At 69.9% G+C, this 14,279-nt stretch carries 11 protein-coding genes; 7 read left to right on the forward strand and 4 right to left on the reverse strand.

What is annotated here, in order from left to right; genetic code table 11:
• Positions 1–55 precede the first annotated feature (55 nt).
• Together ACK41C_RS13670 and ACK41C_RS13675 are read left to right on the forward strand one after the other, a co-directional pair.
• Positions 56–1,723, forward strand: coding sequence for an NAD+ synthase (locus ACK41C_RS13670; RefSeq protein WP_409655301.1), 1,668 nt, complete (start codon positions 56–58; stop codon positions 1,721–1,723).
• On the forward strand, positions 1,720–2,241 hold the full coding sequence (locus ACK41C_RS13675) for a GNAT family N-acetyltransferase (protein ID WP_409655304.1): 522 nt from the start codon (positions 1,720–1,722) through the stop codon (positions 2,239–2,241). The genes ACK41C_RS13670 and ACK41C_RS13675 overlap by 4 nt, the downstream gene beginning before the upstream one ends.
• Here ACK41C_RS13675 and ACK41C_RS13680 read toward each other — a convergent pair.
• On the reverse strand, positions 2,228–2,830 hold the full coding sequence (locus ACK41C_RS13680) for a TIGR00730 family Rossman fold protein (RefSeq protein WP_409655306.1): 603 nt from the start codon (positions 2,828–2,830) through the stop codon (positions 2,228–2,230). The two genes, ACK41C_RS13675 and ACK41C_RS13680, sit on opposite strands and share 14 nt — an antisense overlap.
• A 98-nt stretch (positions 2,831–2,928) precedes the next feature.
• Between ACK41C_RS13680 and ACK41C_RS13685 the strand changes: the two genes are divergently transcribed.
• Positions 2,929–3,696, forward strand: a complete 768-nt coding sequence (locus tag ACK41C_RS13685) for a hypothetical protein (protein WP_409655308.1) — start codon at positions 2,929–2,931, stop codon at positions 3,694–3,696.
• A gap of 90 nt (positions 3,697–3,786) precedes the next feature.
• A complete protein-coding gene (locus tag ACK41C_RS13690; RefSeq protein ID WP_409656672.1) occupies positions 3,787–5,547 on the forward strand; it encodes an ABCB family ABC transporter ATP-binding protein/permease in 1,761 nt (586 codons plus the stop codon).
• Between the two features lies 1 nt (position 5,548).
• Here the strand turns inward: ACK41C_RS13690 and ACK41C_RS13695 are convergent, their stop codons facing one another.
• Positions 5,549–8,794 (reverse strand): efflux RND transporter permease subunit, encoded by a 3,246-nt coding sequence (locus ACK41C_RS13695; RefSeq protein ID WP_409655311.1) that lies wholly within the window; start codon positions 8,792–8,794, stop codon positions 5,549–5,551.
• Between the two features lie 24 nt (positions 8,795–8,818).
• A complete protein-coding gene (locus ACK41C_RS13700; protein ID WP_409655314.1) occupies positions 8,819–9,889 on the reverse strand; it encodes an efflux RND transporter periplasmic adaptor subunit in 1,071 nt (356 codons plus the stop codon).
• Positions 9,890–10,132: 243 nt separating this feature from the next.
• Between ACK41C_RS13700 and ACK41C_RS13705 the strand changes: the two genes are divergently transcribed.
• Together ACK41C_RS13705 and ACK41C_RS13710 are read left to right on the forward strand one after the other, a co-directional pair.
• Complete coding sequence (locus ACK41C_RS13705) at positions 10,133–10,573, forward strand: VOC family protein (RefSeq protein WP_409655316.1); 441 nt, start codon at positions 10,133–10,135, stop codon at positions 10,571–10,573.
• Positions 10,570–11,352 carry an SDR family NAD(P)-dependent oxidoreductase gene (locus ACK41C_RS13710; protein ID WP_409655318.1) on the forward strand — a complete coding sequence of 261 codons (783 nt, stop codon included), beginning with the start codon at positions 10,570–10,572 and terminating at the stop codon, positions 11,350–11,352. Before ACK41C_RS13705 ends, ACK41C_RS13710 begins: the two co-directional genes overlap by 4 nt.
• Here ACK41C_RS13710 and ACK41C_RS13715 read toward each other — a convergent pair.
• Positions 11,349–12,239 (reverse strand): alpha/beta fold hydrolase, encoded by an 891-nt coding sequence (locus ACK41C_RS13715; RefSeq protein WP_409655321.1) that lies wholly within the window; start codon positions 12,237–12,239, stop codon positions 11,349–11,351. The two genes, ACK41C_RS13710 and ACK41C_RS13715, sit on opposite strands and share 4 nt — an antisense overlap.
• A gap of 151 nt (positions 12,240–12,390) precedes the next feature.
• Between ACK41C_RS13715 and ACK41C_RS13720 the strand changes: the two genes are divergently transcribed.
• Complete coding sequence (locus tag ACK41C_RS13720) at positions 12,391–14,265, forward strand: M1 family metallopeptidase (protein ID WP_409655323.1); 1,875 nt, start codon at positions 12,391–12,393, stop codon at positions 14,263–14,265.
• Positions 14,266–14,279: the final 14 nt, after the last annotated feature.

Raw genomic sequence — 14,279 nt, forward strand, 5'->3', positions numbered from 1 at the left:
CTTCCAACGCCTCGGAGAGTGGCGGCTGCCGCGTGGCCGGGCTACATGAACGGTCATGTCAGACCGTCTGGTGATCGCCGCCGTCCAGGCCAACCCGACCTTGGGCGCCATCGAGAAGAACGAGGCCTTGGCGCGGGAGCGCCTGGCCCAGGCCCGTGAGGCGGGCGCGGACATCGCGCTCTTCTCCGAACTGTTCCTGAACGGCTATCCGCCCGAGGATCTGGCGCTGAAGCCGGCCTTCTGGACCGCCGGCAAGGCTGCGGTCGAGCGGCTGGCCAAGGAGACCAAGGACGGTCCCGCGGCCCTGATCGGCGTCATCTGGCCCGCCGAGGCGCCGGGGCTGAAACCGCGCAACGCCCTGGCTTTCCTGGCGGATGGCGAGGTCAAGGGCGTGGCCTTCAAGGTCGATCTGCCCAATTACGGCGTCTTCGACGAGAAGCGGGTTTTCGCGCCCGGCCTCGGCCCTGAAGTGTTCGAATGGAAGGGCGTCAAGCTGGGCGTCCCGATCTGCGAGGACATCTGGTCGGGCGAGGTTTGCGCCGACCTGAAGGCGAAGGGGGCCGAGATCCTGCTGGTCCCCAACGGCTCGCCCTATCGCCGCACCGCCGACGACGAGCGCCTGGCGGTGGCGCGGGCTCGCGTGGCCGAGACGGGGCTGCCGCTGGTCTATGTGAACGAGGTGGGCGGCCAGGACGAGCTGGTCTTCGACGGCGGCTCCTTCGCGCTGTCCGCGCAGGGCGAGTTCTGCATGCGCTTGCCGATGTTTGAGGAAGCCTTTGCGCTTTCGGTCTGGGAGCGGCGCGAGGCCGGCTGGGCCTGTGCGAAAGCCCCGATGGCCGAGTGGCCGACGGGGCCGGAGGAGATCTACCGGGCCATGGTCATGGGCCTGAGAGATTATGTGAGGAAATCGGGTTTTCCCGGTGTATTGCTTGGGCTTTCCGGCGGGGTGGACTCGGCGATCAGCGCCGTGGTGGCGGCCGACGCCCTGGGACCGGAGAATGTCCGCTGCTTTATGCTGCCGTCGAAATACACCAGCCGCGAGAGCCTGGAGGACGCCGCCGACTGCGCCCGGCGGATCGGCTGCCGGCTCGACGAGATCTCCATCGCGCCTGCCGTCGAGGCCTTCACCCAGATGCTAGCGCCGCAGTTCGAAGGTCTCGCGCCCGACATCACCGAGGAAAACCTGCAGGCCCGCGCCCGCGGCGTGACCCTGATGGCGCTCTCCAACAAGTTCGGCCTGATGCTGATGACCACCGGCAACAAGAGCGAGATGGCGGTAGGCTACGCCACCCTCTACGGCGACATGAGCGGCGGCTACAACGTGCTGAAGGACGTTTACAAGACCGACGTCTATGCGCTCTGCGAATGGCGCAACGCCAACGATCCCTATGGCGTGGCGGCCGAGCCGATCCCGCGCCGGATCATCACCAAGGCCCCCTCGGCCGAGCTGCGACCCGACCAGAAGGACCAGGACAGCCTGCCCGAATATGCCGAGCTCGACGCCATCCTGCACGGGCTGGTGGAAGAGGAGGCGACTCTGGACGAGATCGTCGCCCGAGGTCACGCTGCCGAAACCGTGGAGCGCGTGCAGCGGCTGCTCTATTCCTCCGAATACAAGCGCCGCCAGGCGCCGCCGGGGGTGAAGATCGGGGCCCGCGCCTTCGGCCGAGACCGGCGCTATCCCATCGTCAACGGCTTCCGGGACCGCGTGACCGCCCGATGAGCGCCGCGCCCGTGATCGAGACCGCCCGCCTGGTGTTGCGTGGCCACCGGACGTGCGACCTGGAGGAGTGCGTCGCGCTTTGGGCCGATCCCGGCGTTACTCGCTTCATCGGTGGCAAGCCCTCCACGCGCGAGGAGACCTGGAGCCGCGTGCTTCGCTATGCCGGTCACTGGTCGCTGATGGGGTACGGTTATTGGGCGGCGCGGGAGAAGGGCACCGACCGCTTCGTGGGCGAGATCGGCTTCGCCGATTTCAAACGCGAGCTCGACCCGCCGTTCGGTGACACCCCGGAAATGGGTTGGGCGCTCTCGCCGGCCTTCCACGGCCAGGGCTATGCGACCGAGGCGGTTTCGGCGGCGCTGGCCTGGGCCGACGCACGGTTTCCGCGGGCGGTCTGCATGATCTCGCCGGAGAACGCGCCGTCCCTGCGGGTGGCGGCGAAGGTCGGGTTCGCCGAGTACGCCCGCACCACCTATCGCGATCCGGTGATCCTGTTCGAACGGTTCAGGCCAGCTTGACCACGGTCTCGTCCCGGTCGGGGCCGGGCCGCGGATAGCTGCGAAGGGTCGTCACGACCTCTTCGATTCGTTCGACCGTGCGCCAGCTCCCCATGAAGGCCGGCGGCGTCAGCTTGTGGTCGACCGTGTGCTGGAAGAGCGCGAACAGCGGGTCCCAGAACCCGCCGGGGCTGTGGAACACCACCGGCTTGCCGTGCAGGTCGAGCCGGCGCCAGGACAGGAGTTCGACGATTTCCTCCAGCGTGCCGACCCCGCCCGGCAGCACCACGAAGGCGTCGGACTGGTCGAACATGATCTGCTTGCGCTCGTGCATGGAGGAGACGGTGATCGTCTCCACCACGTCGAGGCGACGCTCGCGCTCCTTCAGGAAATCGGGAATCACGCCCAGCACCTTGCCGCCGGCCTCGTGCGCCGCGCGCGCGCAGGCGCCCATCAGACCAACGCCGCCGCCGCCATAGACGAGCCGCAGGTCCGCCTGGGCCAACGCCCGGCCCAGAACTGCGGCGTCGGCGAGGTAGCCGGGATCGGCGGCGTCGGACGATCCACAGAACACGCAGACCGAGTCGAGACGTTCGGGCGTGAGGCCCATGGGCGAGCGCACTCCTGACGGCGAAAGGGACCACGCTTGCAGTCGCGCGGGGAAAGCCCGATTAGCTAGGTCCTGGATCGAGGAGTTGCAAGCCGACCGTGCGCGCCGCCGCCCTGCCATTCGCAGTCGTCCTCGCCCTGCTCGCCGGCTGCGGAGAGGGCGGGACGCCCATCGTGCCCAAGGCGCCCCCCCCGTCCGCCGAAAGCGCCTATCTGGCCGCGCCGTCGGTGACCGCCGCCGAGCCGGGGCGGGAGGCCCTGATTCTGTCCGGGGCGGCCCCCGCCGGGGCGCGGGTGCGGCTGGCCACACCGGCGGGCGAAGCCCTGTTCGCCGAGGCCGACGACCAGGGGCGCTGGCGCCTGGCCCTGCCGGCGGGCGACGAGGCGAGGATCTTCGGCCTCTCGGCCTTCTCCGGCGGGCGCACCGCCCAGGCCGAGGGCTACCTGCTGGTCACCGGCGCGGGCGAGGCCGTCATGCTGCGGGCCGGCGCCGGCGCGGTCCGCATCGGCCGCGAAGGCCGCGCCCAGGTCGACGCCGTCGACTTCGACCGCGAGGGCGGAGCTGTGATCTCCGGCCGCGCCCCGGCCGGGGCGACGCTCAGCATCCATGTGGACGGCGACCAAGTGGTGGACGGCCGAGCCGACGCCGCCGGCCGCTACGCCATCCCCCTGCCGCAGCCGATCACCGGCGCCTCGCACCTGATCGATGTGTTCGGGGACGCGGCCGAGAACCCGGTGACCATCGACGCGCGGCCGGCGGCGCCTATATCCGATGGGCCCTTCCGCATCGCGCCCGTTTCGGGGGGCTTGCGCATCGACTGGCTGACCCCCGGGGGCGGGGTCCAGTCCACCCTGTTGCTGGAGTGACCTGAGGCCTTGGCATTCACCCACGCCCACGGGCGCCACGTCGCCGGGCCCGTCGCGCCGGCGCAGGCGAAATTCCATTTCTGGCGCTCGATGGCCGATCTCGGCCGCCTGGTGCTGAGATCCGGCGCGCCGGGCCTCTCCTGGCGGATCGCCGCGTCGCTGGCCCTGGTGTTCGTCGGCAAGCTGGCCGGGGTGGGCGCGCCCGTCGCGCTGGGCGAGGCGATCAACCGCCTGGCGCCCAAACTGGGGACGGATGCGGCCGCGCTCGGCGCCGATTTCCTGATGCTGGCTCTGGCCTTCGCGGGCCTGCGGCTGGTGGCGGCCTGCGCGCCCTATGCGCGGGATGCGATCTTCACCATCGTTTCCCAGGCAACCATGGCCAAGGCGGCGACGGAGACCTTCGGCCACGCGCTCAGCCTCTCGCTCGACTACCACCAGGGCAAGCAGACCGGGACCCTGTCGCGGATCATCGACCGCGGCGCGCGATCCACCGACTTCCTGATGCGCAGCGTGGTCTTCAACCTGGGGCCTACGGCGATCGAGCTCGTCCTGGCCATGATCGTGCTGACCGTGCGGCTGGACTGGCGGTTCGCGCTCGCCGCCTTCGTCACCGTCGTCTTCTACGCCGTCCTGACCTTCAAGATCACCGACTGGCGCCTGGCGCATCGGCGGCGGCTGAACGAGGCCGACAGCCGCACCGCCGGCCTCTCCGTCGACGCCCTGATCAACTACGAGACGGTCAAGACCTTCGGTTCGGAGGCGCGGACCGTCGAGGCCTATCGCGAGGCCATGGCCGACTATGTGCGCGCCGGCGTCACGGCCAACACCTCGCTGTCGCTGCTGAACGCCGTCCAGGCTGTGGTCCTGAACCTGGGCCTGGCCCTGCTCACCGTCATGGCCGGGTACGAGGTGATGCAGGGCCGGATGCAGATCGGCGACGTCACCATGGCCGTGCTGCTGCTGATCGGCATCTATCAGCCGCTGAACATGCTGGGCTTCAACTATCGGGAGATCCGGCAGGCCTTCATCGACATGGAGCAGATGACCCAGCTGACGGCCATCCGCCCCGACATCGTCGATGCGCCCGACGCGTGCGACCTGCCGCCGGCGACGGGGCAGGGGGCCGAACTCGCCTTCGAGGACGTGGATTTCCGGCACGACGCCAGGTCGGCGGGATTGCTGGGCGTCAGCTTCCGCGCCGCGCCGGGGGAAACCGTGGCCTTGGTGGGGCCTTCCGGCGCCGGCAAGACCACGGCGGTGCGCCTGGCCCTGCGGCTGATCGATCCCCAGGCCGGGCGCGTCTCCATCGACGGGGTCGACCTGCGCCAGGTGAAGCAGGCGGCGCTGCGCCGGGCGGTGGCGCTGGTGCCGCAGGACGTGGCGCTCTTCAACGACACGCTCTACGCCAATCTCGCCTTCGCGCGCCCCGAGGCGACGCCGGAGGCGGTGCGCGCGGCCGCCGAGGCGGCGGAACTGGGCGGCTTCATCGACAGCCTACCCCTGGGGATGGACACCCTGGTCGGCGAGCGTGGCCTGAAGCTTTCCGGCGGGGAGCGCCAGCGGGTGGGCATCGCCCGCGCCCTCCTGGCCGATCCGCGCCTGCTAATCCTGGACGAGGCGACGAGCGCGCTGGACGGTCCAACCGAAGAGGCCATCCAGGCGACCTTGCGAAAGGTCAGGACCGGGCGCACGACCTTGGTCATCGCCCATCGCCTCTCCACCATCGTCGACGCCGATCAGATCCTGGTGCTGCGGCGCGGCCGCGTGGTGGAGCGCGGCCGCCACGCCGAACTCCTGACCAGGGGCGGGGAGTACGCCGCGCTTTGGCGGCGCCAGACGCGCGAAGCCTGACTTACTCCGCCGCGCGCGGCACGTCGTCGTCGCCGAAGGTCACCGTGGCGGGCCGGCTGGGCTTGCGGCGGGCCAGAACCTTGCCCCCGGTGCGCGCCCAGACCCAGCCGAAGCGGCGGGCGAAGACCTTGGGCGCGGCCAGCAGCACCGGCGTCAGGATCAGGGTCAGCAGGGTGGCGAAGGAGAGCCCCCAGACCACCGCGCCCGAGAGCTGCACCCACCATTCCGAACCCGGCGCATGGAATTCGATGTGGCCGGAGCGGAAATTCGGGTGCACCTGGAACATCAGCGGCAAGAGCCCCACCACCGTCACGGTGGTGGTCAGCATCACCGGCCGGAACCGCTGGATGGCGGCGCGGACGGCGGCCTCATCGGCCGGGAAGCCGGCGCGCCGGAGCTGGTAGTAGGTGTCCACCAGCACGATGTTGTGGCCCACCACCACTCCGGCCAGGGCGACGATCCCTGTGCCCAGCATGATCACCGAGATGTAGTCGAAGGTGTGGGCGATGTTCACCACCACACCCAGCAGCACGCCCACCGTGGAGAGCGCCACCGCCGAGAGGGTGACCACCACGCCGTAGAACGAGTTGAACTGCCAGAGCAGGATGACGCCCATCAGGAACAGCGAGACGGCCATGGCGGTCATGAAGAAGGCCGCGGCCTTGGCGCCTTCCTCGTCGGCCCCGCGGAACTTCCAGCGCACCGAGGGATCGATGTCGGCCTTTTCCAGCCAGGGACGCAGTTCGGCGATCTTGTGGTTGGCCGCCACGCCGCCCACGGTGTTGGCCTGCACGATCACCACCCGCTGGCCGTCGCGGCGCTGGATGGTGGTCACCTGCTGGCCGGGCACGTGGTCGACGAAGTAGCTGGCCGGCACCGGGCCGAACTGGGTCGGGATCTTCAGGGTGTCGAAGGCCGCCAGGTTCCGATGCTCGGGCGTGAACCGCATTCGGATGTCGAGCTCGTCATCGGCGTCGTCGGGCCGGAATCGGCCCACCAGCACCCCGCCGGTGACGAACTGGATCGCCTGGCCGACGCTCAGCACGTCGGCGCCGTAGCGGCCGGCCGCCTCGCGGTCGACGGTCAGGTTCCATTCGATGCCCGGGGAGGTGCGATTATCCTCCAGCTCGTGCAGCTGCGGATCCTCGGCGAGCTTGGCCTTCACGAGGTCGGCCGCGGCGTTGAGCGCCGCCGGGTCGTTGGAGCGCATCTCGACCTGCACGTCCTTGCCAGTGGGCGGGCCGCCCTGGGGCAGGCGCACCTCCACCAGCACGCCGGGGATGTTGGCGACGCGCCGGCGCACCTCATCGGCGATGTCGCGCCCGCGCAGGCCCAGCTCCTGCCGCTCCTCGTACTCGGCGAAGTCCAGGTTGATGCGGCCGATGGTGTCGTTGGGCGGGCTGTTGGGGCCGCCGCCGGGGCTGCTGGTCCCGGTGCGGACATAGATCGAGCTGACGCCCTTGATCCCCTGCAGCCGTTGCTCGACCTGGCGTACGATCTGGTCCTGGCCGGCGGGCGAGAGGTTGCCGCGGGCCTTGACGTAGACGTTCACGAACTCCGGGTCCTGCCGCAGGAAGAACTCCGACGGCTTCTTGGCGGCGACGAAGGCGGCCACGACGGCGACGATGATCGCCAGGGTCGCAGCCAGCGTCCGGGTCGGGTGGCGGCCCAGCACGTCGAGCGTGCGGGCGTACCAGCCCATGAAGCCGCGCATCTCGCGCGGATCGCCGCGCTCGGACTTCTCGATCTCGGCCAGGTGCTCGGCGTCCACCGCGGCCTTGCGCCCGAAGATCGAGCCCAGGGCCGGCGTGAAGATCAGGGCGATGAAGATCGAGGCGCCCAGCACGTAGAACAGGGTCAGCGGCAGGAAGCTCATGAACTTCCCGGGGATCGAGTTCCAGAACATGAAGGGCACGAAGGCGCAGAGCGTCGTCAGCGTGCCGTTCATCACCGGCCAGAACATGCGCTTGCCGGCGGCGGCGAAGGCCTCCTCCTTCGGCATGCCCTCGGCCATCTTCCGGTCGGCGTATTCGACCACCACGATGCCGCCGTCGACCAGGATGCCCACCGCCAGCACCAGGCCGAACATGACCATCTGGTTCAGGGTCACGCCCATGGCGTTCAGCATCAGGAAGGCAAGCATGAAGCAGGCCGGGATCGCCGCGCCCACCATCAGGCCCTGGCGCACGCCCAGGCTCGCCACGATGATGAACATGACCAGGATGGTGGCGATGATCAGGCCGCTTTCCAGCACCACCAGGGTGCGGCCGATGAAGTCGCTTTCATCGTAGATGTAGCTGGCCTGCACGGTCTCGGGCCAGCGCGTCTGCTCCTCCTCCACGACCTTGCGGACCTCGGCGACGGTGTCGAGGATGTTGGCGCCCGAGCGCTTGGCGACGTCCACCGAGAAGGCCGGATGGCCGTTGAAGCGGGTGATGTAGGTGGGCTCCTTGAAGGTCCGCCGCACGTCGCCGATGTCGCCCACGGTGATCAGCCGGTCGCCGTTGCGCTTCACCGGCAGGGCCAGGATGTCCCTTGGCTCCTCCACCACGCCCGGCACCTTCACCGCGAACTTGCCTTCCCCGGAGATCAGGTTGCCGGCGGGCACCAGCTGGTTGTTGCGGGCGATCACCTGGGCGAGCTCGCCGGTGGTGACGTTGGCCGCTTCCATCCGCACCGGATCGATGGTGACTTCCAGCAGCTCCTCGCGGCCGCCGTTCAGATAGACCTCGAGAACCCCGGGCGCGGCCTCCAGCCGGTCCTGCAGGTTGCGCGAGATCTGGAACAGGGTGCGTTCGGGCGCGGCGCCCGACAGCACGATGCCGATGATCGGTTCGCCGGAGAAATTGGCCTCCTGGATGATCGGCTCTTCGGCGTCCGGCGGGAACTTGCCGCGCGCCAGGTCGACCTTGGCGCGCACTTCGGCCAGGGCCTTGTCCTTGTCGAAGTCGGCCTCGAACTCCAGGTTCACCGCCGCCATGCTCTGGCGGGCGACGGCGTTCATCTCCTTGATGCCCTCGATCGACTGCAGCTCCGTCTCCAGTGGACGCACCAGCAGGCGCTCGGCGTCCTCCGGGCTGACGCCCGGATAGGGGACGACCACCGAGATGAACGGGAAGTCGATGTTCGGCTGCGACTCGCGTGGCATGGACAGGTAGGCGCCCAGGCCGAAGAGGCCGGCGATCAGGGTGACCGCCAGGACCACCTTGCGCCGTTTGATGGCGCCGTCGATGAGGGGTCCGATCATGTCAGCCTCCTGGCGGACCGGCGCCTAGCGCGCGGCCGCCACCTTAACCTTTTGACCCTCGGCCACATAGGACTGGCCGACGATGATGACGCGGGCCTCGCCCCGGAGGCCGGAGATCCACAATCCCTCGGGGGTCTCCTCCAGCACCGTGACCGGCGTGAAGGCGACGACGTCCCCGGGCAGCACGTGGCGCACGCCCTGGCGGCCGTCGGCGTCCAGCACCAGGGCCGAGACCGGCACGCGGTGGGCCGGGCCGGTTCCGGCGCCGATGTGCAGCGCCGCCGAGAGGCCCGAACGGGCCTGACCCGGATTGCTGGCGGCCACTTCCACGCGATAGGTGCGGGTCTGGGCGTCGGCGTCGCGGGCGGCGTAGCGCACCCGGCCCGACAGGGTCTCGCCGGAGACGAGCCGGGCCGTGGCGGTCGCCCCGACCTTGACCTTGCCCGCGTCGCTTTCGGCCAGGTCGCCGACGATCAGCAGGGGATTGAGCTCGATCACCGTACCGCAGGCCTGGCCGGGCGACAGATAGGTCCCGATCTCGGCGTCGCGGCGGTCGAACACGCCGTCGAAGGGGGCGCGGATATTCATCTGCTCCAGCGCGATCTCGGCCTGGCGCACCGAGGCGGCGGCGGAGTCCAGGTTGGCCTGGTCCTGCAGCAGCTGGGTCTGAGAACGATAGCCCTTCTCGGCCAGGTCGGCGGAGGCCTTCTGCTGCAGTTCGCGCGAACGCAGATTGGCCCGGGCCTGGGCCAGCGTCGCCTCGCGGGCGTCGACGTTCAGGCGGCAGAGCACCGCGCCGCGACGGACATAGGAGCCTTCGGCCACCGGCGTGGCGGCCACCACCCCGGCGGTCTCCGACCGGACCACGACGGCGCGGGCGGCCTCGGTGCGGCCGCGCAGATTGACCGTGTACTCGCGCACGATCTCCGGAGCCGTCACGACCTGGACGGTGGGCGTGTCGCTGCGCTGGGCGGTGTTGGCCTTGGCCTGGCCGGCCTTCTCCCCGCCGCCGCCGAAAATCCCGGCGATCACGAAATAGAGCACCACCGCGCCCAGCAGGCCGGCGGCGAACAGATAAGACGACTTCAGGCGCATGAGGCCTTCCCCCGAACGCGCACCGCTGTACGCGGCGCGACCCTGCGCCGCCCGGCACCGCTCTGCGATAGTTGAACGGCGTTGATATGCCACCGTTTTGCGAGCGCAAATGAAATCGCGGACATGTGGGCCATTCGCCGCATATTGTGCCCCCGGCGCCGCAGGAACGGGGGCCATGCTCTTGCGCCTCCGGTTAATACCAGGCCAATTCGCGCACCGAAAAATGGGTAGGGAGCCGCCGTCGTGAGATATCTTCACACCATGGTCCGGGTGAAGGACCTGGACGCCTCGCTCGACTTCTATTGCAACAAGCTGGGCCTGAAGGAGGTCTCGCGCAGCGAGAACTCGGGCGGGCGGTTCACGCTGGTCTTCCTCTGCGCGCCCGGCGACGAGGAGATGGCCCGCCAGGCCAAGGCGCCGATGGTGGAGCTGACCTACAACTGGGATCCGGAGGACTATGGCGGCGGCCGCAACTTCGGGCATCTGGCCTACGCCGTGGACGATATCTACGAGACCTGCCGGCGGCTGCAGGACGGGGGCGTGACCATCAATCGCCCGCCGCGCGACGGGCGCATGGCCTTCGTCCGCTCGCCCGACGGGATTTCGGTCGAACTCCTGCAGGCGGGCCCAGCCCTGGCGCCGGCCGAGCCCTGGGCTTCCATGCCGAACGTGGGGTCGTGGTGAGCGGCCGCCTGGCCGGGCGGACGGCCCTGATCACCGGCGCGGCGGGCGGCATCGGCCTGGGCTGCGCCGAGGCCTTCGCGGCGGAAGGCTGCGACCTGGTGCTGCTGGACATCGACGGCGCGCGGCTGGGACTGGCGGCGGCCGATCTGGCGGACCGCACGGGCCGGCAGGTCTATTCGGTGGTCTGCGACCTTGCGGACGCCAAGGCCGCCCAGTCCGCGGTGATCAAGGCCGCAGCCCTGCTCGGACGCATCGAGATCCTGGTGAACAACGCCGGCGTGCTGGCGCCAGGCGATATCCTCGACGCCGAGCTGGAGGATTTCGATCGGGTGCTGGCGGTGAACCTGCGCGCGCCCTTCGTGGTCGGCCAGACCGTCGCCCGGCACATGGTCGACGCCAGGATCAAGGGGGCGATCATCAACATGTCCTCGATCAACGCCGTCCTCGCCATCCCCAACCAACTCGCCTACGTGACCTCCAAGGGCGGGATCGCCCAGATGACCAAGGCCATGGCCTTGGCCCTGGCGCCGCACGGGATCCGCGTGAACGCCATCGGGCCCGGCACCATCGTCACCGACATCCTGCAAGGCGTGATGGAGGACGAGGCCGCACGCCGCAGGGTCCTGCAGCGCACGCCGCTGAAGCGTTTCGGCGAGGCCATCGAGATCGGCCGGGTTGCGGTGTTCCTCGCCTCCGACGACGCCTCCTACATGACCGGCCAGACGGTCTATCCCGACGGCGGGCGGCTGGCGCTGAACTATACGGTGCCGGTCGACTAACGCCGGGCGAAGGCCAGCAGATCGGCGTTCAGTCGGTCGATGTGGGTGACGAAGAGCCCGTGCGGCGCGCCTTCGTAGACCATGAGCTTCGCGCCGGGGATCAGCTCTGCGGTGCGTTGGCCGGTCAGGGGCAGGGGGGCCGAGGCGTCCTTGTCCCCGTGGATGACCAGGGCGGGGACCCGAATACGGGCGAGCTCGGCCCTGAAATCGGCGGCGACCATGGCCTTGTTGCAGTCGACGACGGCTCTCATGGAACAGCTCAGCATCATGTCCTTCAGCCAGGCGACCATGGCCGACGAAGTGTCGGGCGTGACGAAGGGCGCCGCATTGGCGTCGATCCAGGCCGGGAAGTCGCGCATCCAGGCCTTCCGGGTCTGCTCGAAGAACTCGGCAGGCGCGCCCATCGGATTGTCGGCCGTGCGCGTCAGGAACGGGGTGGTGGGCGCCAGATAGACGATGTCGCGCACCCGCGCGCCGCCGTGGCGGCTCATGTAGCGGGTGATCTCGCCGCTGGCCATGGAGTGGGCGACCACGGTCACGTCCCGCAGGTCTCGCGCCTCAAGCACGGCGGCGAGGTCGTCGGCCAGGGTGTCGTAGTCGTAACCGCGGCCGGGATCGTCGGAGCGTCCGTGGCCGCGCCGGTCGTAGGCGACACAGCGGAATCCCTGGTCGGAGAGTTCGGCCGCCTGATAGGCCCAGGCTTCCGAGGTCAGGGTCCAGCCGGCGAGGAAGACGATCGGGCGGCCTTCGCCCCAGTCGCGGACGAAGAGCTCGGCGCCGTCGCGGCCGAACACCGGGCTGCGCGTGGAGCGGCGCGCCGCGGCGGCCGGGCGGGAGGAGAGGGCGGCGCCGGCTGCGGCGGCGAGGAAGAGTTGACGGCGTTGCATGGCGGACCTCCAGGGCGTCGATGGCCCGGTGATCGCCTGGTCGACGGCGCGAAGCGATTACGTTGGGGTAACGGTCGCCGTTCCATATCGACCCGTGCGGCGCCGGCGGTTAGGAACGGACAAGTCAGTAGTCTTCCGAAGGCCCCGTTTCATGAAGTCCGCGTTCCGGGCGCTGGCGCTCGCCGCCGTCCTCGCCCTCGCTGCGCCGCTGGCGCAAGCCGCCCCCGCCAGGGTCGCCCCGATCCTCACCACCCCCGAGGCCAAGGACGAGAAGACCTTCGCCCGGCCGCAGGTCGCCCGAGTGACCCATGTCGATCTCGATCTCGCCGCGGATTTCGAGGCCAAGAGCTTCTCGGGAACCGCCGCCCTCGACGTGCTGGCGGCCCCCGGCGCCGGCGAGATCATCCTCGATTCGCTCGGCCTGCAGGTCTCCCGGGTCACCGACGCGCGCGGGCGCGACCTGCCGTGGGCGATGGAGGCCAGGGTGAACGACGAGGTGGGCGCGCCGCTCACCGTGCAGCTGAAGGGCGCCCGACGGATCGTCGTCCACTATGTCTCCGCGCCCGGCGCGCGAGCCCTGCAGTGGTTGCCGCCGGAACTGACGGCCGGCAAGCAGAAGCCGCTGCTGTTCAGCCAGGGCCAGGCGATCCACAACCGCACCTGGATTCCCACCCAGGACAGCCCCGGAATCCGCCAGACCTGGTCGGCGCGGATCGTCGTGCCGGAGGGCCTCGTCGCGGTCATGAGCGGCGACAAGCTGACGCCGGAGGGCGAACCCGCCGGCCCCGGCAAGCGGGCCTTCCGCTTTCGGATGGACAACCCGGTTCCGCCCTATCTGATCGCCATCGGGATCGGCGACCTGGCGTTCCAGCCCCTGGGGCCGCGCACCGGCGTCTATACCGAGCCCTCCATGATCGCCGCCGCCGCCGCCGAGCTCGCCGACACCGAGAAGATGGTCGAGGCCGCCGAGGCGCTCTACGGCCCCTATCGCTGGGGCCGCTACGACGTCCTGGTCCTGCCGCCGGCCTTCCCGCTGGGCGGCATGGAGAACCCGACGCTGACCTTCCTGACCCCCACCTTCATCACCGGCGACAAGGCCAATGTCAGCCTGGTGGCGCATGAGCTGGCCCACTCCTGGTCCGGCAACCTGGTGACCAACGCCACCTGGCCCGACGGCTGGCTGAACGAGGGCTTCACCACCTATTTCGAGAACCGGATCATGGAGGCGCTCTACGGGGCCGAACGCGCGGCCATCGAGGCCGAGCTCGACTGGGACGGGCTGCAGGCCGACATTGCAGAGGCGGGCGGCCCGGACACTGAAGGGACCAAGCTCTATGGCCAGACCGCCGGCCAGATCGAGTACTTCAAGGGCGCCATCTTCCTGCGGACCCTCGAATCGATCGTCGGCCGCGAACGCTGGGACGCCTATCTGCGCGGCTATTTCGACCGCCACGCCTTCCAGCCCCAGACCACGGCGGGCTTCCTGCGCGACATCCGCGAGCACCTGGTGGCGGGCGATGCGGACCTGGAGGCGAAGCTCGATCTCGACGCCTGGGCCTACGCGCCCGGCGTGCCGGCCAATGCGCTGCATACCCGCTCCGAGGCGCTGGCCCGGGTCGACGCCCACGCGGCGGCCTTCCTCCGGGGCGGGGCGGCTTCGGCGATTCCCGCTGCGGCCTGGACCACTCAGGAGTGGCAGCGGTTCCTGAACAACCTGCCGCGCAAGCTGAGCCGCGAGCAGCTGGCCGAGCTGGACCGCGCCTTCGCGCTCTCCGATTCGCCCAACGGCTATATCCGCTCGGCTTGGCTGGAGCTTGCGATCGCCAACCGCTACGAGCCGGCCCTGCCGTCCCTGGAGACGTTCCTGATGAGCGTCGGGCGCGGCCTGTTCATCCGGCCGCTCTACGCCGGGCTGATGCGCGACGAGGAATGGGGGCGGCCCATCGCCCGCCGGATCTTCGCCCAGGCGCGGTCGAGCTATCACCCGACGGTGGCCTCAGGGATCGCCCGGCTGGTGGAGCCATAGGGCGCGACAAGCGG

The organism is Phenylobacterium sp. (genome assembly GCF_046290725.1).
Classification (GTDB): domain Bacteria; phylum Pseudomonadota; class Alphaproteobacteria; order Caulobacterales; family Caulobacteraceae; genus Phenylobacterium.

What these genes read in the sequence shown, in the direction of transcription:
- ACK41C_RS13720 (WP_409655323.1), top strand. Translation starts at nt 12,391, where the DNA reads ATGAAGTCCGCGTTCCGGGCGCTGGCGCTCGCCGCCGTCCTCGCCCTC.
- ACK41C_RS13680 (WP_409655306.1), bottom strand. Translation starts at nt 2,830, where the DNA reads ATGGGCCTCACGCCCGAACGTCTCGACTCGGTCTGCGTGTTCTGTGGA.
- ACK41C_RS13715 (WP_409655321.1), bottom strand. Translation starts at nt 12,239, where the DNA reads ATGCAACGCCGTCAACTCTTCCTCGCCGCCGCAGCCGGCGCCGCCCTC.
- ACK41C_RS13700 (WP_409655314.1), bottom strand. Translation starts at nt 9,889, where the DNA reads ATGCGCCTGAAGTCGTCTTATCTGTTCGCCGCCGGCCTGCTGGGCGCG.
- ACK41C_RS13690 (WP_409656672.1), top strand. Translation starts at nt 3,787, where the DNA reads ATGGCCGATCTCGGCCGCCTGGTGCTGAGATCCGGCGCGCCGGGCCTC.
- ACK41C_RS13695 (WP_409655311.1), bottom strand. Translation starts at nt 8,794, where the DNA reads ATGATCGGACCCCTCATCGACGGCGCCATCAAACGGCGCAAGGTGGTC.
- ACK41C_RS13670 (WP_409655301.1), top strand. Translation starts at nt 56, where the DNA reads ATGTCAGACCGTCTGGTGATCGCCGCCGTCCAGGCCAACCCGACCTTG.
- ACK41C_RS13675 (WP_409655304.1), top strand. Translation starts at nt 1,720, where the DNA reads ATGAGCGCCGCGCCCGTGATCGAGACCGCCCGCCTGGTGTTGCGTGGC.